Here is a 20,865-nt window from a genome sequence, read left to right as displayed (position 1 = left end):
TTTTCCTCGAAGTCAGGCAACGCCGATGGCCCCCACCACCCCGTTCACCGCCTTCCGCATCGAAAACGACGACGCCGGCTATCGCAGCGGCCTGGTCCGGCTCGGGGTCGACGACCTCAACCCCGGCCAGGTGCTGATCCGCGCCCACTGGTCCTCGGTCAACTACAAGGACGCGCTGGCCGGTACTGGAAAAGGGAAGATCCTGCGCCGCTTCCCGCTGGTGGGCGGCATCGATGTGGCCGGCACCGTGGTCGCCAGCACCGACCCGGACTGGCGTGAAGGCGACGCGGTGCTGGCCACCGGCTGCGGCCTCAGCGAGACCCGCGACGGCGGCTACAGCCAGTACGTGCGGCTGGAATCGCGCGCGGTGATCGCCCAGCCGGCCGGGCTGACCCCACGCGAGGCGATGGTGCTGGGCACCGCCGGCTTCACTGCGGCGCTGGCCCTGCTGCGCATGCAGGACAACCGGCAGACCCCGGAACTCGGACCGCTGGCAGTCACCGGTGCCAGCGGCGGCGTCGGTGCGCTGGCGCTGTCGATCTTCAGCCGTGCCGGCTACAGCGTGCACGCGGTCAGCGGCAAGCCGGACCAGGCAGGATTCCTGCGCAGCATCGGCGCCACCGAGGTACTGCCGCGCGACGCGCTGGCCGACACCGGAGCGCTGCAGTCGGCGCGCTTCGGGGGTGGCCTCGATAATGCCGGAGGCGACATGCTGGCCAGCCTGCTGGCGCAGACCGTGCCCTACGGCAGCGTGGTCAGTGCCGGCCTGGCAGCCAGTCCGACGCTGGACATGACGGTGATGCCGTTCATCCTGCGCGGTGTCTCGCTGCTGGGCGTGTCCTCGGCCAATGCGCCACGCGGACTGCGTGAGGAAGTGTGGTCGCGGCTGGGTAGTGACTGGAAGCCGCAGCACCTGGACCGCATCTGCACCGCCGAAGTCGGCCTCGATGGCCTTCCTGCCGTATTCGAACGGATGCTGGCGGGCGGTTCGCTGGGTCGCACCGTGGTACGGATCGACTGAACGTCGCAGGCAGGCGACGGACGGCAGACGCGGCCCTCCCGCCGGTAATGGGCCCGCACTACACTGCGGGCATTACATGGGGAACAACATGGCACGCATTCTGATCGTCGACGACTCACCGTCGCAGCTGTTGGGGATACAGCGCATCGTCGAGAAGCTCGGGCACCAGATCCTGACCGCCACCGATGGCGCCGCCGGGGTCGAAACCGCCAAGGCCGAGCTGCCCGACCTGGTCCTGATGGACGTGGTGATGCCCAACCTCAACGGCTTCCAGGCCACCCGTACCCTCGCCCGCGACGAGGCGACCCGGCATATCCCGGTGATCCTGGTGACCACCAAGGACCAGGACACCGACCGCATGTGGGGCATGCGCCAGGGCGCCAAGGCCTACATCACCAAGCCGTTCTCGGAGGACGAGCTGTCCGAGGTGCTGGAGCGCGTGTTCGCGGGCCAGGGCTGAGACGCGCGCGGTGTTGCCGGCCGCTGGCCGGCAACCACGCATCACCGTCCAGGGCAATGAAGTTGCCGGCCAGCGGCCGGCACCACCTTCAAATGGTCTCGCCGAACGCCTTGGCCAGATTGCGGTACGCCTTCTTCTGAGCCTCATCGGTCGCAGCCGGGGCCACGATCTCGATTTCGACGATCTGGTCGCCGTCCGGGCTGCCCGGCAGGCCACGGCCACGCAGGCGCAGCTTGCGGCCGGCATCGGAATCGGCCGGAATCTTGAGTTCCACCGCACCACCCAGGGTCGGCACGCTGATGCTGGTGCCCAGCGCGGCCTGCCACGGCGTGAGCGGCAGCGTATAGAGGATGTTGCGACCATCGACCTCGAACTGCGGGTGGGCGGCGTATTCCACCTCCAGCAGCAGATTGCCGCCATGGTTGCCCTGCCCTGCCAAGCGGATCACCTGGCCCGGGCGGATGCCCTTGGGCACGCGCACGTCCAGCTGCTTGCCGTTGACGGTGATGCGCAGGCTGTCGCCGCTGTAGGCCGCTTCCAGTGGCACCGACAGCTTGGCGCGGGTATCGCGGTTGGGCGCATGGCCCTGGCTGCTGAAGCCCGGACCGCCCCCCGCGCCCGCTCCACCGCGCTGGCGCGCGAACAGGCTTTCGAAGAAGTCGCTGAAGCCGCCGTTGGGGCCGCCGCCACCGAACACTTCCTCGAAATTGAAACCACCGGCGCCGCCGTAGTTCGGCGGCACGTTGAACTCCTCGCCCGGGCGATAGCCCTGCGCGCGCAGCTGGTCATAGGCCGCACGCTTTTCCGGATCGCGCAGCGCCTCGTAGGCCTCGTTGACCGCCTTGAACTTGTCTTCGGCCCCGGCCTCCTTGCTGACGTCCGGGTGGTACTTGCGTGCCAGCCGGCGGTAGGCGGTCTTGATCTCCGCCTCGCCCGCGCTCGGTTCCACCCCCAGGGTGGCGTAGTAATCCTTGAATTCCATCCAGCTACCTCGATTCGCTTCGGCCGCGCCGGTGGCGCCGCCCCGGGTTCATTCTACGCGCCTGCGAGGCTACGCCGCCCCTCGTGCGGCCCCGGTGAGGCCGACTGATCCTGCGCAATGCGGCTGCCATCCCCGTGCGCCACGCTGTGGCTGGAAGCCCCTGCCACAAAGCCGGAAGATGGAGCCTGCACACCGGGTTTCCAATGTCTTGACGCCCCTCTCCCATCCGGCCCACTAGCCTGCCCCAGCAAGGAGTTCCCATGACCATCCATGTCGGCGACCGCATTCCGGAAGTGACCCTCAAGCGCATCCGCGAGGGCATTGAAACGCTTGATACGCATTCGTTGTTCGATGCGCGCAAGGTGGTGCTGTTCGCCGTGCCCGGCGCGTTCACCCCGACGTGCTCGGCACGTCACCTTCCCGGCTACGTCGAAAAGTTCGAGGCCTTCCGCCAGCGCGGCGTCGACGTCTACTGCATGGCCGTCAACGACCCGTTCGTGATGAAGGCCTGGGCCGCCGACCAGAGCGTGCCCGACGGCCTTCTGATGCTGTCCGACGGCAATGCCGAGCTGACCCGCGCCTTGGGTCTGGAGCTTGATGCGAGCGCGTCGGGCATGGGCATCCGCTCGCGTCGTTTTGCCCTGTACGTCGACGACGGCGTAGTTCGAGAGGCCTGGGTTGAACAGCCCGGCCAGTTCGAAGTGTCTTCGGCCGAGTACGTGCTGGAGCATCTCCCCACCTGATTCCCCACCGCAGAAGGAAACGGCCAGCCATGTCCACGCAGCCAGCCAAAGCCAGCAAGCCCGCCGCGGAAATTGCCGGCATCAGCGACCGCAAGACCCTGCGCGAACGCGCCCGGCGCAACATCGAAGATGGTGCGATCACCGACAGCTACAGCGCTGACCGCGAGGTGGTGATCAAGCTGCTCAACGACGCACTGGCCACCGAGTACGTCTGCGTTCTGCGCTACTACCGGCACTACTTCATGGCCAAGGGCATGCTGGCCGACGCGGTGAAAGCCGAGTTCCTCGAGCATGCACAGCAGGAGCAGGCGCATGCCGGCAAGCTGGCCGAGCGCATCGTCCAGCTGGGCGGCGAGCCGGATCTCAACCCGGATACGCTGACCGCGCGTTCGCACGCCGAATACAAGGAAGGCAGCGACCTGCGCGACATGGTGCGCGAGAACCTGGTGGCCGAGCGCATCGCCATCGACAGCTATCGCGAGATGATCAACTTCATCGGTGACCGCGATACCACCACCAAGCGCATCCTTGAAGAGATCCTGGCGCAGGAAGAAGAGCACGCCGACGAGTTCGCCGACCTGCTGGATGGGTGGATCGGGGAGTAGTCGCTACGCCACGCGATCGCTGCCATCTACGGCGTTGTAGAACCGAGCCCACGCTCGGCTGACCGCTGCACGCACGTCGCAGGAGCAGCCGAGCATGGGCTCGGCTCTACAGCAGCGTGACAACATGCGGGAAGTGCCATCCAAGGTCGGCATCTAGCGCAGGACGTTGAACCGCACCTGCGTCCAGGCGCCGTCGGCTGCCAACGCGGTCAGGGTGTGCGTGCCGGGTTCGGCGAACTCTCGCTGCATCAGCTGCGCGCCGTGGGTCTGTGCAATCCAGCGTCCATCCAGCAGCCACTCCACCGCCTGCTCGCTGCCCAGCGCGCGCAGCTGCAGGCGTACGCCATGTTCCGAATTCGGCGCGCGCGCCAGCGTGGCGCCATCGTTGAGCCCATCGATGTGCAGCGCAACGCTGGCCTCGCGGCCATCATCACGGCAGTCCGGCGACAGCGCCGGGAGCTGCGAGGCTTCGCGCGTGGCCTTGGACAGCCATGGCGACAGCAACGCTGGCCAGCGCGCGATCTCGCGCGCGACTTCTTCGTGCGGCAAGCGGCAATCGGCTGACACGCGCAGACCGGTACGCGCATCGGCAAGGTAGCGCTGCCGACCTGGTTGCCAGCGCCGTGCTTCGCGCTCGGGGAAGGTCGGTGGTGCCGCGCCTTCCAGCAGATAGGCTGGCATCAGCCGCTGGCAGAGCGCAGCAGGCAGGCCTTCGGCACGCTCACCAGTCGGCCAGCAGATGTCTTCCTGGCTGACGCTGGCCGGCATCGGCGCGGCCGCCGAATCACCGCGCTGGCGCGGCAGGCTGTCCACCACCTCGAACATCAGCGGCAGCGCGGTCACCGCGCCGTACTGGCCCGGTAGCGGTGTGCCGTCCGGTCGGCCCACCCACACGCCCACGGTGTAGTGGCGGGTGCTGCCAATCGCCCACGCATCGCGGTACCCGTAGCTGGTGCCGGTCTTCCACGCCACGCGCGGGCGGCCACCGACATCGAACGTCCCGACGCTGTACCCCGGCCGCGGATTCGATTCCAGCATCTCGCGCACGATCCAGCTGGCGCCGGGCGAAGCGAGGCGCCGCTCGATCATCGGTTCGTCATCGGTGTAGCGCACGCGCCCGGCGATGCCGTTGCGGTTGAGCGCGGCGAACGCGCCGACCAGGTCTTCCAACCGCGCGCCGGTGCCGCCCAGGATCAGCGACAGATTGGGCGTACTGCCTGGCGGGAAGCGCAGCTGGATGCCCGCGTGCGACAGACGTGCAGCGAAGCGCGCGGCGCCGACCCGCTGCAGCAGGTCCACCGAGGGCACGTTCAGTGACAACCGCAAAGCGCTGGACGCGCCGATCGGCCCGTTGAAGGCCATGTCGAAGTTGCCGGGGCGGTAGCTGCCGAAACTCTGCGGCGCATCCACCAGCAGGCTTTCCGAATGGATCAGGCCATCATCCAGCGCCATCGCATACAGGAACGGCTTGAGCGTGGAGCCCGGCGAGCGCCAGGCCTGCACCATGTCCACGTGGCCGAGCCGCTGGCGGTCGCCGAAGGACAGGGTGCCCACATAGGCACGTGCCTGCAGGGTCTGGTTGTCGACCACCAGCAGGGCGGCCGAGGTGCGTTCTGGCAGCGTCGAGAAGTAGCTGGCCACGCGCTCTTCCAGCGTGCGCTGCAGGCCGATATCAATGCTGCTCTGGATGCGCGCTTTGCCCGGCTGCGCTGAATGCAGTCGCTGCGCCAGCAGTGCCGCATGCAGCGGCGGCCGCAGCGAGCGCGCCACCACGTTCTCGATGCGCGCGTCCTCCACTTCCTCCGGCGTCCACGCACCCAGTTCGGCCATGCGTGACAGCACCTTGTCGCGCGCCTTCTGCGCCGCTTCCGGATGGCGGTCCGGGCGCAGCCGGCTTGGCGCCTGCGGCAGCACCGCCAGCAACGCGGCCTCGGCATGCGACAGCTGCGCCGCCGGCTTGCCCAGGTAGGCCCAGCTGGCCGCTTCCACGCCCTCGATGGTGCCGCCGTAAGGCGCGCGCTCCAGATACAGGGCCAGGATCTGCTGCTTGCTCAGATGCACTTCCAGCTGCACCGCGCGCAGCATCTGCTTGAGTTTGCCCCAAGGCGTGCGCGAGTGCGGGTCGAGAATGCGCGCCACCTGCATGGTCAGGGTCGAACCGCCGGACACGATGCGGCCGCCGCGCAGCAGCTGGCCGCTGGCACGCAGCATCGCCACCGGGTTGATCCCCGGATGGCGCCAGAACCAGCGGTCTTCGTAGGTCAGCAACGCCTGCAGGTACAGCGGCGAGACGCTGTCGATCGAGGCAGGATAACGCCACACGCCCTCGGCATCGGCGAACGCACGCAGTGGCGTGCCGTCGGCGGCCACCACCAGAGTGCTGGTTTCGCGCTGCTTCGGCAGCGGGGGCGGGAAGGCGAAATCCAGCACCAGCAGCAGCGCCAGCGTGGCGGCCATGCCCCAGCGCAGCCGCGGCCACAGAGGCTGCAGCCGGCGGCGCAGGGCTGCCAGCCGGGTCGTCATCCTGTTCTTCATTGCAGGTTGCCAGCAGGACGGGCCGCGCCGTCGCGGCCCGTCCGCGCGGTCACGGCTGTACCACCGTGATCGTGGTCGGGTTGCTGCGGCCAACGCCGCGCAGCTGCGGCCGGTACATGTCCTCCACCAGCGGTGGCGGCACCGAGTAGGTACCCGGGGTCACCGCGCGCACCAGGTAGAACACGTTGGCCTTGCTGCCACGCGAGAGCTTCAGCGCAGCCACGTAGCGGTCGTCGCGGAACTCCTCGTGCTTGGTATCGGCCGCTTCACCGCGGTCGCTGATGGTGATGCCATCGACCACCACATCGGCCCACTGCTTGGCGTCGCCCAGGTTGAAGTTCTCGATCTCCAGGCCCGCCGGCAGCAGGTCGGTCAGCAGCGCATCGGGCATCGTGGTGTCGGCGGTGACGGTGACGCGCACGATCAGTGCTTCGCCTTCCTTCAGAGGTCGCGGCGACCACGGTTTGCCATCGGTACCGAAGTAGCTCCGTTCAATACCCAGCACGCTGTTGTCCGGCGCCGGTGCGCTGCGCGGGATGCCGGCCACGTCGATGCTGGCGAACATCGGCGGCTGCCCCTGCGGAGTGAAGCGCACACCGCTGGCCAGCTCACTGGCGCTGAAGTTGCGGCCGAACAACTTGCGCTCGCCGATGGCTTCGGTGTTGCCACCGATCACCAGCTCTCCGGCCACCAGCGCCTTCTGGTTGGCGGCGAGCGCCTTGCCAAGACGTGCAATCGCCACCTGTTCCTGCGTGCTCAGCCACATCCAGCCGGCATTGCGACGGGCATCCAGGCCACGGCCGAGATCGACCGCACGTGCGTCCCAGGCGGGCTTGGCCAGCTTGTTCTCGTGGGTCAGCGCGATCATCAGCGCGTCATCGCGGATCGCACTGCCGTAGTCGCCGAAGTACGACGGGCGCTCGCTGCTGGACTTGGCGAAGGCCGCCGCCAGCGCGGCCTGGCCACGCTTGGCATCGCCCTGCAGCGACAACGCCACGCCCAGATGGACCAGCGACAGGCCGCCCACCGCCTTGCTGCGCTCGTTGTCGTACAGCGTGCGCAGGGTACCGAGCGGTGCACGGTTGACCCGGGCCAGCACGTAGCCCGAATAGGCCTGGTTGGCGAACTTCAGCTTCTCGCGGTCGTCCTGGCCGTAGAACTGGTTGCCGCCGGACAGCAGATCCTCGCTGAGCCGGTTGAGCGCCTTCTGCAGCACGTTGTCGGGCACCGCGAAACCGGCATCCTTGGCGTCGAGCAGGAACTCGGCGATGTACGGGGTCAGCCACGGGTTCACGTAGCCGTCGTCACCCCACATCGAGAAGTTGCCGTTGGCCACCTGCATCGACGCCAGGCGACCGAACGCACCTTCCATGCGCTCGCGACGGGTCTTGGCATCCAGGCCGTCGGCACCGAGCATCGACGACGTCGCCTGGTCCAGGATCAGCGCCGCGTAGCCCTTGCTGGTGGTCTGCTCGGCACAGCCATATGGATAATTCAGCGCGCCCTGCAGTGCACTGGCGAACGGAATCGGCGGCAGCGGGCTGACCAGCAGGCGGGCATTGACCGACTCCGACATCAGGCCATCGGTCAGGCTGTTGTCGAGGCTGACCGCCGCCAGCGGATCGAGCGTACGCACCTGCGAACGCAGCACCTGCGGCCACGCCGCACGCACCGGCAGGTCGTAACGGCGATCGGCCTTGAAGCCGTTGCCGTCCACCCGCACCCGCACCTTGGCCACGCTGTGGCCCTCACGCGCGGACAGCGGGAAACTCAGCGTGGTCTTGGCATCGGCATTCAACTGCACGCTGCGGCTGCCCTCACCCAGGTTCAACGGGCCCTCGCTTTCCACCTTCACGTTGAACTGCCCCGGCTTGCCTGTGAAGTTCTGCACGTCCAGGGTCACGGTGCTGCGGTCGCCCGGGGCCAGGACGCGCGGCATGCTGGCTTCGGCCAGGATCGGCGCGCGTACTATGGTTTCCACGTCGCGCTTGCCGTACTGGTCATCGCTGTAGACCAGCGCCGACACCCGCAGGGTGCCGTTGAAATCCGGCACCTTCAGGCGGATGCGGGCATTGCCCTTGGCATCGAGCTGCACCGGGCCGGAGAACAGGTCCACGGTCTGCACGCGCGCGGTCGGGCGCTTGGCCTGCGGCAATGCCTGCAGTGCCATGTCGCCACCGAACTTCAGCTTGCCGCTGCCACCACCGAAGCTCTCGATCACCCGGCTGTAGATGTCATAGGTATCGATGCCGAGGCGACGCTGGGCGAAGAAGTGCGCGCCGGCGTCGGGCACCGGGAAACGGGTGATGTTGAGGATGCCCACGTCCACCGCCGAGACGGTGACGTGCGCCATCTTGCCGGCCAACTGTGGTGCGCTGACCGTCACCGGCAGGTCCTGCTCCGGGCGCATCTGCTTGGGCGCGGCCAGGCCGACGGCCACGGTGCGGCCCTTGCGGTCCATCGGCACATGCACCACACCCACGGCACGGGCCGGAGTGATCTTGCTCGGCGCACTGCCGCCACGGAACACCAGCGCGGTGATGTAGACGTCGTGGCGTTCCCAGTCAGCGGTGACCGGAATCTTGAAGGTCGAACCCGGCTTGGCCTCGATGTCCTGCACGTACAGCATGCGGTCGGTCTCGACCATCAGGATGCCCTTGCCGGCATGCGGCGGGGTCACCGTCACTTCCAGGGTGTCGCCGGCCTTGTAGCCGGTCTTGTCCAGGCCCAGCTTGACCTTGTCCGGGCGCGCGTCCAGGCCGCGGTTGTCATCGCCCCAGCTCCAGCCGGCGCGGAACGGGTAGCGGCTGGTCAGGCCGGTGGACGGATCGAACACGTCCACGCGGTACTCGCCCCACTCCACCGGGAAATCGAAGGCGACCGCGCTGCCGCCGGCATCGACGGTGCGCGTTTCCTTGTTCTCGAAACGGCGGGTGAAGTCGTAGTCCCAGCGGTTGTCGTTGAAGGTCCAGTGGTAGTCGCGCAGCTCGCGCACCAGGGTGATCTTCAGGCCCTTGGCTGGCTGCGGTGTGCCGGCGGCATCCACGCGCATCAGTTCGAAGCGTGCGTTGCCGTTGGAATCAGCACCATCGTCGGGGTTGAACAGCGGGCGCACGCCGACCAGCGCATTGGCCGGCCACATCACCCGCTTCAGGGTACGGGTGACCGTGCGGCCACCGGTTTCATACAGGCTGCCGGACAGCACCACGGCAATCGGTGCCTTGGCCTTGGCCGCCTCTTCCGGCAATGCCACGTCCTCGCGCAGCTGGCCGTTGGCCGGCAGCGTGGTGTCGATCACGTCCTTGGCTTCGCGAGGCAGCTGCAGGGTCGGGTCACCGAAGAAGTAGCCCGGCAGGCCTTCCACCGGCTGCTGCTCGGCGGCCACCGCCATGCGCGCGGTGAAGCGGTTGCCATCGGCCGGTGCCCCGTACAGATAGGCACCATTGGCCTGCAGGCGCAGGTCCTCACCCGGCTTCAGCGTCTTCTGCGCGCTGTCCAGGTCCAGTTTCATGCGCTCGGGCAGGAACTCCTCGATGCGCAGGGTCATGCCCTGGATCGCTTCCTTGCTGGCCGGGTCGGTGCGGAACTCGACCTGCCAGCGCCCGGTCGGCGCCTCGGCGGGGATCACCTGCTCGAAATTGATGTAGCCCTGGTCACCCGGCTGCAGGCGGGTCTCGCGGAACGTCTTGCCGTCGGGCTGCTTCAGGCGCAGGAACACCGGTTGCGCCTTGACCGGCTTGCCATCGTTGTCACGCAGCAGCGCGGACAGGCGCACGGTCTCGCCCGGGCGGTACAGGTCGCGGCCGGACCAGGCATAGACATCGAACCATGCGTTGTCGCGGCCGGCCACGGCGAATTCGCTCAGGTCCAGCGCTGGCTGGTTGAACGGCAGGAAGCTGGTGTCCTTGCCGCTGCTGGCGACCAGCACGTGGGTGGCATCCAGGGTGTAGTTCAGCAGCGCATTGCCGTTGCCGTCGGTGCTGCCCTTCAGCACCACCTCGCCCTTGGCGTCGAGCACGCGCAGGTCGATGCCCTTCAGCGGCGCGCCGTCCTTGAGACCGGCGGTATGCACGAACAGCTTGTCCTTGTAGGCGCGGGTGTGCAGGCCGATGTCACTGACCGAGAAGAACGCGGTATCGAATTCGCCCTCATAGTCGCCGGTGCGCTTGAGCAGTGCGAAGTACAGGCCCGGCTCCTGCAGTTCCTTGATGTCCTGGGTCGGCAGGTAGGTCAGCACCCGCTCGTTCTGCTTGCCGCCAAGGATGAAGCGGTTGACGTAGACCGGCTCGGCCAGCTTGTTGATCGGGCTGCGCTCGTAGTCGCTGCTGAGCTCCCAGCTGCCACGGCGGCCACCGCGCTGGTACTGGCTGAAGAAGGTCGGCAGGTCCTTCTCGCGCACGCGCAGGAACTCGACGTCCACTTCCGGCACGTTCACCGAGACCACCGGCAGGCCACGGCTGTCCTTGGCCGGCAGCACGCTGCCCTGCGAGGCGAACCCAACCACCGGCTTCAACTGGCCGCTGAACACCTTCTGCTTCAGTTCCTTGCCCAGCCGGCTGCCATCGGCGGCCAGCAGGTCCGGCGAGACCACCAGGCTGAATTCCTTGCCGGCCTCGACGAACGGGTAGCGCAGGGTCAGGCCGTCATCGGACAGCGTCCAGCCGCTGTCGTCGGTGCCGACCTTCTCCTCGAAGCGCACCAGCGTGTCGAAATCCTGGGTGCCGACCAGCGGGCGCGAGAACTCCAGCGCCAGCGACAGGCCGTCATTCTTCTGGTCCGGGTAGGCGCGCAGAAGGGTGAATTCCTTCACCTGCTCGGACTTGGTGGTGATCGCCTCGCCACTGGCCTTGGGCAACTGCCCGCTGTCGTTGCGGCAGCCGGCCAGGCCCAGCAACAGGCCTCCTGCCAGTACCGCCGCCGCCCATCCCCACCGCTTCCGCCGTGCCGGACCGCTCATGTCGTCACTCCTTGATCGAGGTGGCCATTATAGGCAGGCCGCGTCAAGGTGTTGACGCGAATTCGGCAATTGCCGCGGGTGCGGGTGGTGCCGGCCGCTGGCCGGCAACCGGCATGGCAGGTTGGATGGGATTGCCGGCCAGCGGCCGGCACTACCGATCAAACTACCCCGGCAGGTACAGGTCCACGTAGTCGGTCACCGGCATCGCGGCCAGCGCCACCGGGTCCAGTGAAGCGGCCCAGATGCGCTGCTGCTGGGCGGTCGGGAAGCGGTGGGCCAGGTGCCGGCGGAACTTGTCCATCAGCAACGGAATGCCCTCCTCACGTCGGCGCGCGTGGCCCAGCGGGTATTCCACCAGTACCTCGGGCAGCTCAGTACCGTCGCTGAAGCGCACGCTCAGGCCGTTGGCGATGCTGCGCTTGCCCGGGTCCAGGTAATCGGCGCTGAGCTGCGGGTCCTCATTGCAGGCCATCTTCGCGCGCAGCGCATCAATGCGTGGATCGGCAGCAACGTCGTCCTCGTAATCCTCGGCCACCAACCGCCCGTGCAGCAACGCGATGGCGACCATGTACTGCACGCAGTGATCGCGGTCGGCCGGGTTATGCAACGGCCCCTGCTTGTCGATGATACGGATGCAGGCTTCCTGGGTGCGGATGGCGATGTGCGCGATGTCCTCGACCCGCCGTTCCATCGCGCGCAGCTGCTGGTACAGCGTGACCGCCGCCTCCACTGCAGTCTGGCCGTGGAACTCGGCCGGGTAGCTGATCTTGAACAGCACGTTCTCCATCACATAGCTGCCCAGCGGTCGCCCCAGCGTCAGTGCCTGACCGTGCATGGATACGGCCTCGAAACCCCATGTCGGTGCACTCAATACGCTGGGGTAGCCCATCTCGCCGCTGGCTGCCATCAGCGCCAGACGCACGCCACGACTGGTCGCATCGCCGGCCGCCCAGCTCTTGCGCGAGCCGGTGTTGGGAGCGTGCCGGTAGGTGCGCAGCGCTTGGCCATCGACCCAGGCCAGCGACAGCGCATTGAGCATGCGCTCGCGGTCCAGCCCGAGCAACTGCGCGACCACGGCCGTGGTGGCCACCTTGACCAGCACCACGTGGTCCAGCCCGACCCGGTTGAAGGAGTTCTGCAGCGCCAGCACGCCCTGGATCTCGTGCGCCTTGATCATCGCCAGCAGCACGTCGTGCACGGTCGGCGGCGGGCGGCGCAGGGCCTGCGCGTTGCGCCCCAGCCAGTCGCAAACAGCCAGGATGCCGCCGAGATTGTCGGAAGGATGGCCCCACTCGGCAGCCAGCCAGGTGTCGTTGAAATCCAGCCAGCGCACCATTGCGCCGAGGTTGAAGGCGGCCTGCACCGGGTCCAGCACGTAGTGCGTACCCGGCACGCGCGCGCCGTTGACCACGCTGATGCCCGGCACCAGTGGACCGAGCAGCTTGCTGCAGGCCGGGAAGGACAGCGCTTCCAGGCCGCAGCCCAGCGTATCAAGCAGGCAGTGATGCGCGGTCTGGAACGCCAGCGGTGAGTCGATGCGTACGTCGCGCACGTAATCGACGATGTCCACCAGAAGCGCATCCCACGCTGCACGCTCGTTGGATGGGGTGTGGCTGTCGGACATCGTCGATCTCCTCGTTGCGGTGCACGGTTGCCCGTGCACCATGCCAACCAAGGTTGGCATCTACCAAAGCAATCGATCTCTGCGGCCCGGTAGTCGCCAACCTTGGTTGGCGTTTACCAACGCATCACTCGGCCGGCACCCGCACTTTGCCTTCCATCAGCACGCGGGCGCTGCGGCTCATGATGGCCTTGGTCACTGTCCACTGGCCGTCAACGAGACCTGCCTGCGCACCCACGCGCAACGTGCCCGAGGGATGACCGAACGTAACCGCTTCGCGTTCGCCGCCACCGGCGGCGCGATTGACCAGCGTGCCCGGAATCGCCGCGGCGGTACCGATCGCTACGGCGGCGGTACCCATCATCGCGTGATGCAGCTTGCCCATCGACAACGCGCGCGCATGCAGGTCGATGGCCGACGCCGGAATCGCCTTGCCACTGGACGACACGTAGTCCTGAGCCGGTGCAACGAACGCCACCTTCGGCGTGTGCTGGCGGGTCGCGGCGTCTTCCAGTTTCGGGATCAGGCCCATGCGCAGCGCGCCGTAAGCACGAATGGCCTCGAATTTCTGCAGCGCCGCCTTGTCTTCGTTGATTGCAGGCTGCAGCTCGGTGCCGGTGTAGCCCAGGTCGGCCGCATTGAGGAAGATGGTCGGAATCCCGGCCGTGATCATGGTCACCTCGAAGCTGCCCACGCCGGGCACATCCAAGGTGTCCACCAGATTGCCGGTCGGGAACATCGCGCCCGCATCGCCATCATCGGACGGATCGATGAATTCCAGCTGGATCTCGGCCGCCGGGAAGGTCACGCCATCCAGCTCGAAATCACCGGTCTCCTGCACTTCGCCATCGCGCATCGGCACGTGCGCGATGATGGTCTTGCCGATGTTGGCCTGCCAGATGCGCACGGTGCACAGGCCATCGCGCGGCACGCGGGCGGGATCGATCAGGCCATTGGCAATCGCGAACGGGCCGACCGCAGTGCTGAGGTTGCCGCAGTTGCCGCTCCAGTCGACGAAGGCGGTATCGATCAAGACCTGGCCGTACAGGTAGTCCACATCGTGGTCCGGCACAGAAGCGGTGGAGATGATCACGCATTTGCTGGTGCTGGACGTTGCACCGCCCATGCCATCGGTCTGCTTGCCATACGGATCGGGCGAGCCGATCACGCGCATCAGCAGCGCATCGCGTGCGGCACCTGGCACCTGCGCGGCTTCGGGCAGGTCGTGCAGGCGGAAGAACACGCCCTTGCTGGTGCCGCCACGCATGTAGGTGGCGGGAATACGGAGTTGCGGGAGGAAGGTCATGGATGTGTTCCTTGCAAAGAAAGACGGCCCGTTGCCGGGCCGTCGGATGTCTTACGCCACCTTGGCGCCTTCCAGGAAGTCCTGGGCGAAGCGCTGCAGCACGCCGCCGGCCTCGTAGATCGCCACTTCCTCGTCGCTGTCCAGGCGGCAGGTGACCGGCACGATCACGTCCTGGCCGTCGCGGCGGTGGATGACCAGGGTCAGCTCGGCACGCGGGGTACGCTCGCCGATCACGTCAAAGGTCTCGGTACCGTCGATGCCCAGGGTCAGGCGGGTGGTGCCCGGCTTGAACTCCAGCGGCAGCACACCCATGCCGATCAGGTTGGTGCGGTGGATGCGTTCAAAGCCTTCGGCCACGATCGCTTCCACACCTGCCAGACGCACGCCCTTGGCGGCCCAGTCACGCGAGCTGCCCTGGCCGTAGTCGGCACCGGCGATGATGATCAGCGGCTGCTTGCGCTCCATGTAGGTCTCGATCGCTTCCCACATGCGCATCACCTTGCCTTCCGGCTCCACACGCGCCAGCGAACCCTGCTTCACGCTGCCATCGTCGTTGCGCACCATTTCGTTGAACAGCTTCGGGTTGGCGAAGGTGGCGCGCTGTGCGGTCAGGTGGTCACCGCGGTGGGTAGCGTAGGAATTGAAGTCCTCTTCCGGCAGGCCCATCTTCGCCAGGTATTCGCCGGCGGCACTGGACGCCAGGATCGCGTTGGACGGCGACAGGTGATCGGTGGTGATGTTGTCCGGCAGCACCGCCAGCGCCCGCATGCCTGCCAGTGTGCGCTCACCGGCCAGTGCACCCTCCCAGTAGGGCGGGCGGCGGATGTAGGTGCTCTGCGGGCGCCAGTCGTACAGCGGGCTGACTGCGGCACCGTTCTCCACGCGCACGTTGAACATCGGGTTGTAGACCTTGCGGAACTGCTCGGGCTTCACCGAGGCCTTCACCACCGCGTCGATCTCGGCATCGCTCGGCCAGATATCCTTCAGGCGCACCTCGTTGCCATCGGCGTCCACGCCCAGCACGTCCTTCTCGATATCAAAGCGAACGGTGCCGGCGATGGCATAGGCGATCACCAGCGGCGGCGAGGCCAGGAAGGCCTGCTTGGCGTACGGGTGGATGCGGCCATCGAAATTGCGGTTGCCCGACAGCACGGCCGTGGCGTACAGGTCACGGTCGATGATTTCCTGCTGGATCTTCGGGTCCAGCGCACCGCTCATGCCGTTGCAGGTCGTGCAGGCGAAGGCGACGATGCCGAAACCGAGCTGCTCCAGGTCAGGCAGCAGGCCGGACTCTTCCAGGTACAGCTGCACCGCCTTCGAGCCGGGCGCCAACGAGGACTTCACCCACGGCTTGCGCAGCAGGCCACGTTCGTTGGCCTTGCGCGCCAACAGTGCTGCGGCGATCACGTTGCGCGGGTTGGAGGTGTTGGTGCAGCTGGTGATGGCGGCGATGATCACCGCGCCATCGGGCATCAGGCCCTGTGCCTGCTCGGCCTTGCCCGCTGCCAGCTTGGCCTCGTCGGCGATGCCGCGCTCGGCCAGCTCGGCGGTCGCCACGCGCTTGTGCGGGTTGGACGGGCCGGCCATGTTGCGTACTACGCTGGACAGGTCGAAGCGCAGCACGCGCTCGTACTGCGCGGTGGCCAGGTCGTCAGCCCACAGGCCAGTGGTGCGGGCGTAGTTCTCCACCAGCGCCACCTGCGATTCCTCGCGGCCGGTCAGGCGCAGGTAATCGATGGTCTGCCCGTCGATGTAGAACATCGCGGCGGTCGCGCCGTATTCGGGGCACATGTTGGAGATGGTGGCGCGGTCACCGATGGTCAGTGCCGCCGCCCCCTCGCCGAAGAATTCAAGGTACGCGCCGACCACGCGCTCCCTGCGCAGGAATTCGGTCAGCGCCAGCACAACGTCGGTGGCGGTGATGCCCGGCTGCGGCCTGCCGGTCAGCTCGACGCCGATGATGTCCGGCAGCCGCATCCACGAGGCACGACCGAGCATCACGTTCTCCGCTTCCAGGCCGCCCACACCAATGGCGATCACACCCAGCGCATCCACGTGCGGGGTGTGGCTGTCGGTGCCCACGCAGGTGTCGGGGAAGGCCACGCCGTCCTGCACGTAGATCACCGGCGACATCTTCTCCAGGTTGATCTGGTGCATGATGCCGTTGCCCGGCGGAATCACGTCCACGTTCTGGAACGCCTGCTTGGTCCAGTCGATGAAGTGGAAACGGTCTTCGTTGCGGCGATCCTCGATGGCGCGGTTCTTCTCGAAGGCCTGCGGATCGTAGCCACCGCATTCCACCGCCAGCGAGTGATCGACGATCAACTGCACCGGCACCACCGGATTGACCTTGGCCGGGTCACCGCCCTTGTCAGCGATCGCATCACGCAGGCCGGCCAGGTCCACCAGAGCAGTCTGGCCGAGGATGTCGTGGCACACCACGCGTGCCGGGAACCACGGGAAGTCGAGGTCGCGACGGCGCTCGATCAGCTGCTTCAGCGAATCGCCGAGCGTGGCCGGATCGCAGCGGCGCACCAGGTTCTCGGCCAGCACGCGCGAGGTGTACGGCAGAGTGGCATAGGCGCCGGGCTGGATCGCATCGACGGCGGCGCGCGCGTCGAAATAGTCCAGCGCGCTGCCGGGGAGGTTCTTGCGGTAATCGGTATTCATGGGCTGGCGGAATGCTTGGGGCGGGCCGGGTGCCGGCGGTGCGGCGGCGAAAGCATCCGGCCGGCACGCGGCCGGCCGGATGAGTACAGCAGGTGGATCAGACGCGCTTGTCGATGGCGACGAAGTCGCGGTCTTCCGGACCGATGTAATTGGCGCTCGGGCGGATGATCTTGCCGTCGATGCGCTGCTCGATGATGTGCGCGCTCCAGCCGGCGGTGCGGGCGATCACGAACAACGGAGTGAACATCGCGGTCGGCACGCCCATCATGTGGTAGCTGACCGCACTGAACCAGTCCAGGTTCGGGAACATCTTCTTGATGTCCCACATCACCGATTCCAGGCGCTCGGCGATGTCGTACATCTTCATGCTCGACTGCTCTTCGGACAGCTCGCGGGCCACGTCCTTGATCACCTTGTTGCGCGGATCGGACACGGTATAGACCGGGTGGCCGAAGCCGATCACCACTTCCTTGCGCTCGACGCGGGCCTTGATGTCTTCCTCGGCTTCATCCGGGTTGTCGTAGCGCTTCTGCACTTCGAACGCCACTTCGTTGGCACCGCCATGCTTGGGACCGCGCAGCGCGCCGATGCCACCGCAGATCGCGCTGTACATGTCGCTGCCGGTGCCGGCGATGACGCGGCAGGTGAACGTCGAGGCGTTGAACTCGTGCTCGGCGTACAGGATCAGCGAGGTGTGCATCGCCTTCACCCACGAGTCCTGCGGCTTCTCGCCGTGCAGCAGGTGCAGGAAGTGGCCACCGATCGAGTCATCGTCGGTTTCCACGTCGATGGCACGGCCGTTGTGGCTCCAGTGGTACCAGTACAGCAGCATCGAGCCGAGGCAGGCCATCAGCTTGTCGGCAATGTCGCGCGCGCCCGGGTGGTTGTGGTCGTCCTTCTCCGGCGCCACGCAGCCGAGCACGGAGACACCAGTGCGCATCACGTCCATCGGGTGTGCCGACGGCGGCAGTTCTTCCAGCGCGGCCTTCACCGCCGCCGGGATGCCACGCAGCGACTTCAGCTTGGCCTTGTACGAAACCAGCTCGGCGCGGGTCGGCAGCTTGCCGTGCACCAGCAGGTAGGCGATCTCCTCGAATTCGCTGGTGTTGGCCAAGTCCAGGATGTCATAGCCACGGTAGTGCAGGTCGTTGCCGCTGCGGCCCACGCTGCACAGCGCGGTGTTGCCGGCAGCGGTGCCGGACAGGGCGACGGACTTCTTCGGCTTGAAGGTGGGGGTTGCGGTCGTATCGTTCATGTTTCCCTCCGAAACTTGATGGTGCAGGGTACTGCTTATTTCTTGGCGGCGAACAGCGCATCGAGCTGCTGCTCGAAGGCGTGATAGCCGATGCGGTCGTACAGCTCTTCGCGGGTCTGCATGGTCTCCACCACGTTGCGCTGATGGCCATCGCGGCGCACCGCCTGGTACACGTTCTCGGCCGCCTTGTTGGCCGCGCGGAACGCCGACAGCGGGAACAGCTGGATGGCGACGCCGGCCGAGGCCAGTTCATCGCGACTGAACAGCGGGGTGGCACCGAATTCGGTGATGTTGGCCAGCACCGGCACCTTCACCGCGTCCACGAAGCGGCGGTAGGTGTCCAGATCGTAGGCGGCCTCGGCGAAGATGCCGTCGGCACCGGCCTCGACGCAGGCGATGGCGCGCTCGATCGCCTTGTCCACGCCGTCCACCTGGATGGCATCGGTACGCGCGATCAGGAAGAAGTCCGGGTCGGTCTTGGCATCGGCAGCGGCCTTCACACGGTCCACCATTTCGCCCTGCGAGACGATTTCCTTGCCCGGACGGTGACCGCAGCGCTTGGCGCCAACCTGGTCTTCGATGTGGCAGGCGGCCGCGCCTGCCTTGATCAGCGACTTCACGGTGCGCGCGATGTTGAACGCGCTCGGGCCGAAACCGGTGTCGATGTCGACCATCAGCGGCAGGTCGCAGACATCGGTGATGCGGCGCACGTCCACCAGCACGTCTTCCAGGGTGTTGATGCCCAGATCCGGCAGGCCCAGCGAGCCGGCGGCAACACCGCCACCAGACAGGTAGATGGCGCGGAAGCCGGCGCGCTTGGCCAGCAGGGCGTGGTTGGCGTTGATTGCGCCGATCACCTGCAACGGCGATTCGGCAGCCAGCGCCTCACGGAAGCGGGCACCGGCGGAGAAAGGGGCGGAAGCGGTCATGCGGCGATCCAGGTTGAAGTACGGGACAGAGGGCGCAAGCCCCGTGCCAAGCTGCAAGCCTTTGATTTCACAGACATGACCACCCCGCAACAGTGAAACATATGAAACATTGAAACGGATGTATCATGAAACATTCCGACCAATTGCTGCCGTCATGTACCTGCCCCGCACCCCGCTGCGCCACGCCGATGCCGACCCCGGCCGTCCGGTGATCTGGACCGTCAGCGTTTCGCGCCTGACCGGCCTGCTCGGCGACGTCATCCCCGAGTTCGACCGCCGTGCGCGCATCGAGCAGATCAACCTCGGCTTCGAGGAAGCCGTGGACGTGATCGGCAAACGCCTGCGCCGTGAGCATTGCGACGTAGTGATCGCCGGCGGCTCCAATGCCGCCTGGCTACGCGGGCGGCTGGAGCTGCCACTGGTGCCGATCCAGGCCAACGGCTTCGACCTGATGGAAGCGCTGGCCCGTGCCCGCCGCATAGCCAGCCGCATCGGCCTGGTCACCCACGCCAGCGACGTGCCGGTGTTCAGCAACTTCCAGCAGAGTTTCGGCCTGGATATCGAGCATCGCCGCTTCGTCACCCGCGAGGACGCGCGCGACTGCATCGCCGACCTGCGCGCCAACGGCATCGAGGTGATCGTCGGTACCGGCATGGCCATCGACCACGCCGAACAGGCCGGCCTGCCGGGGGTACTGCTCTATTCGGCCGACTCGGTGCGGCAGGCGTTCGAACATGCACTGGAGCTGACCCAGGCCTTGGCCCGCTCCGGTGGCAACCACGCCGCCCCGCGCCGACGCCCTGCAGCGCGTGCAGACGCGCCTGAACTGCTCGGCGACAGCGAAGCCATGGCACAGGTGCGCGCGCAGATCGCGCTGTATGCCCCACATGACAGCACCGTACTGGTCACCGGCGAAACCGGCACCGGCAAGGAACTGGTCGCGCGCCAGCTGCACGCCGCCAGCGGTCGTCGCGGGCGCTTCGTGGCGCTGAACTGCGGCGCGATCAGCGAATCGCTGCTGGAAGCGGAGCTGTTCGGCTACAGCGATGGCGCCTTCACCGGCGCACGTCGTGGCGGCCGCGTTGGCCTGGTCGAGGCCGCAGACGGCGGCACGCTGTTCCTGGATGAAATTGGTGAACTACCCCTGCCGCTGCAGACCCGCCTGCTGCGCGTGCTGGAAGAACGCGAGGTGCTGCGTGTCGGTGCCACCGAACCGACGCCGGTCGACCTGCGCGTGGTGGCCGCCACCCTGCAGTCGCTGGAGCAGCGCGCGGCGACCGGTAGTTTCCGTCGCGACCTCTACTACCGCCTGGCCGCGCTGCGGATTGCCCTGCCCTCGCTGCGGGCGAGGCGTTCGGACATCCCGCTGCTGGCACACCACTTCTTCCGCCAGCTGCGTGGCATCGACGCGCCATTGGATGAGGATGCACTGGCGGTGCTGAGCGCAGCCCAGTGGCCCGGAAACGTGCGCGAACTGCGCAATCTGGTGGATCGACTACGCATCCACTGGCAACCCGGTGAAGGGCTGATTGATGCCGCGCGACTGCTGCAGCTGGCGCCTGAGCTGGTTAAGGAAGGCGTCGCGGCACTGCCAGTGGAAAGCAACGGCAAGCGACCGCCGCGTGCGCAGCTGGAGGCGCTGCTGCAGGAACACCGCAATGACCGCGAAGGCATGGCACAGGCGCTGGGCGTCTCACGCACCACGCTGTGGCGGTGGCTGCGTGCGGAAGGTTTGTAGAGCCGAGCCCATGCTCGGCTGCTTCTGCAGGGACAACAGCCGA

Annotated in this window: 13 protein-coding genes; 5 read left to right on the top strand and 8 right to left on the bottom strand. The window is 67.1% G+C overall.

The genetic code is table 11. From position 1 onward, the window contains the following. Nucleotides 1-25 precede the first annotated feature (25 nt). Both AC5P9W_RS17100 and pilH read left to right on the top strand, forming a co-directional pair. Entirely contained in the window at nucleotides 26-1,021 is a 996-nt protein-coding gene (locus AC5P9W_RS17100) for a YhdH/YhfP family quinone oxidoreductase (protein ID WP_005410643.1), read from the top strand. Between the two features lie 88 nt (nucleotides 1,022-1,109). Next, entirely contained in the window at nucleotides 1,110-1,481 is a 372-nt protein-coding gene (gene pilH / locus AC5P9W_RS17095; protein ID WP_005410644.1) for a twitching motility response regulator PilH, read from the top strand. 88 nt (nucleotides 1,482-1,569) lie between these two features. On the opposite strand, the gene AC5P9W_RS17090 is transcribed toward pilH, so the two are convergent. Beyond that, on the bottom strand, nucleotides 1,570-2,463 hold the full coding sequence (locus AC5P9W_RS17090; protein WP_021204418.1) for a DnaJ C-terminal domain-containing protein: 894 nt from the start codon (nucleotides 2,461-2,463) through the stop codon (nucleotides 1,570-1,572). Nucleotides 2,464-2,723: 260 nt separating this feature from the next. Between AC5P9W_RS17090 and AC5P9W_RS17085 the strand changes: the two genes are divergently transcribed. Together AC5P9W_RS17085 and AC5P9W_RS17080 are read left to right on the top strand one after the other, a co-directional pair. Further along, the gene (locus AC5P9W_RS17085) at nucleotides 2,724-3,206 is read left to right on the top strand and encodes a peroxiredoxin (protein ID WP_021204419.1); all 483 of its coding nucleotides are present in this window, start codon (nucleotides 2,724-2,726) and stop codon (nucleotides 3,204-3,206) included. A 29-nt stretch (nucleotides 3,207-3,235) separates the two neighbouring features. After that, a complete protein-coding gene (locus tag AC5P9W_RS17080; protein WP_019660039.1) occupies nucleotides 3,236-3,811 on the top strand; it encodes a ferritin-like domain-containing protein in 576 nt (191 codons plus the stop codon). 153 nt (nucleotides 3,812-3,964) lie between these two features. Here AC5P9W_RS17080 and pbpC read toward each other — a convergent pair whose 3' ends face one another. The 7 genes from pbpC to prpB form a co-directional block, all read right to left on the bottom strand. Further along, a complete protein-coding gene (gene pbpC, locus AC5P9W_RS17075) occupies nucleotides 3,965-6,346 on the bottom strand; it encodes a penicillin-binding protein 1C (RefSeq protein WP_495219372.1) in 2,382 nt (793 codons plus the stop codon). A gap of 49 nt (nucleotides 6,347-6,395) precedes the next feature. After that, nucleotides 6,396-11,303 carry an alpha-2-macroglobulin family protein gene (locus AC5P9W_RS17070; RefSeq protein WP_495219371.1) on the bottom strand — a complete coding sequence of 1,636 codons (4,908 nt, stop codon included), beginning with the start codon at nucleotides 11,301-11,303 and terminating at the stop codon, nucleotides 6,396-6,398. A gap of 163 nt (nucleotides 11,304-11,466) precedes the next feature. Then, entirely contained in the window at nucleotides 11,467-12,927 is a 1,461-nt protein-coding gene (locus AC5P9W_RS17065; protein WP_495219370.1) for a bifunctional 2-methylcitrate dehydratase/aconitate hydratase, read from the bottom strand. Nucleotides 12,928-13,051: 124 nt separating this feature from the next. Further along, a complete protein-coding gene (gene prpF, locus AC5P9W_RS17060; RefSeq protein ID WP_495219369.1) occupies nucleotides 13,052-14,230 on the bottom strand; it encodes a 2-methylaconitate cis-trans isomerase PrpF in 1,179 nt (392 codons plus the stop codon). 51 nt (nucleotides 14,231-14,281) lie between these two features. Then, a complete protein-coding gene (acnD, locus tag AC5P9W_RS17055) occupies nucleotides 14,282-16,900 on the bottom strand; it encodes a Fe/S-dependent 2-methylisocitrate dehydratase AcnD (protein WP_021204424.1) in 2,619 nt (872 codons plus the stop codon). A gap of 97 nt (nucleotides 16,901-16,997) precedes the next feature. Continuing rightward, nucleotides 16,998-18,155, bottom strand: coding sequence for a bifunctional 2-methylcitrate synthase/citrate synthase (gene prpC, locus AC5P9W_RS17050; protein WP_005418357.1), 1,158 nt, complete (start codon nucleotides 18,153-18,155; stop codon nucleotides 16,998-17,000). Between the two features lie 35 nt (nucleotides 18,156-18,190). Continuing rightward, entirely contained in the window at nucleotides 18,191-19,084 is an 894-nt protein-coding gene (gene prpB, locus AC5P9W_RS17045; protein ID WP_005418360.1) for a methylisocitrate lyase, read from the bottom strand. Between the two features lie 154 nt (nucleotides 19,085-19,238). Between prpB and prpR the strand changes: the two genes are divergently transcribed. Next, on the top strand, nucleotides 19,239-20,822 hold the full coding sequence (prpR, locus tag AC5P9W_RS17040) for a propionate catabolism operon regulatory protein PrpR (protein ID WP_111098800.1): 1,584 nt from the start codon (nucleotides 19,239-19,241) through the stop codon (nucleotides 20,820-20,822). The last annotated feature ends 43 nt before the right edge of the window (nucleotides 20,823-20,865 follow it).

It is taken from the genome of Stenotrophomonas sp. YJH_SMC_33, from assembly GCF_059372295.1.
Note: the sequence above shows the minus strand (reverse complement) of the source record. Positions and strands in the feature narration are given on the sequence as shown.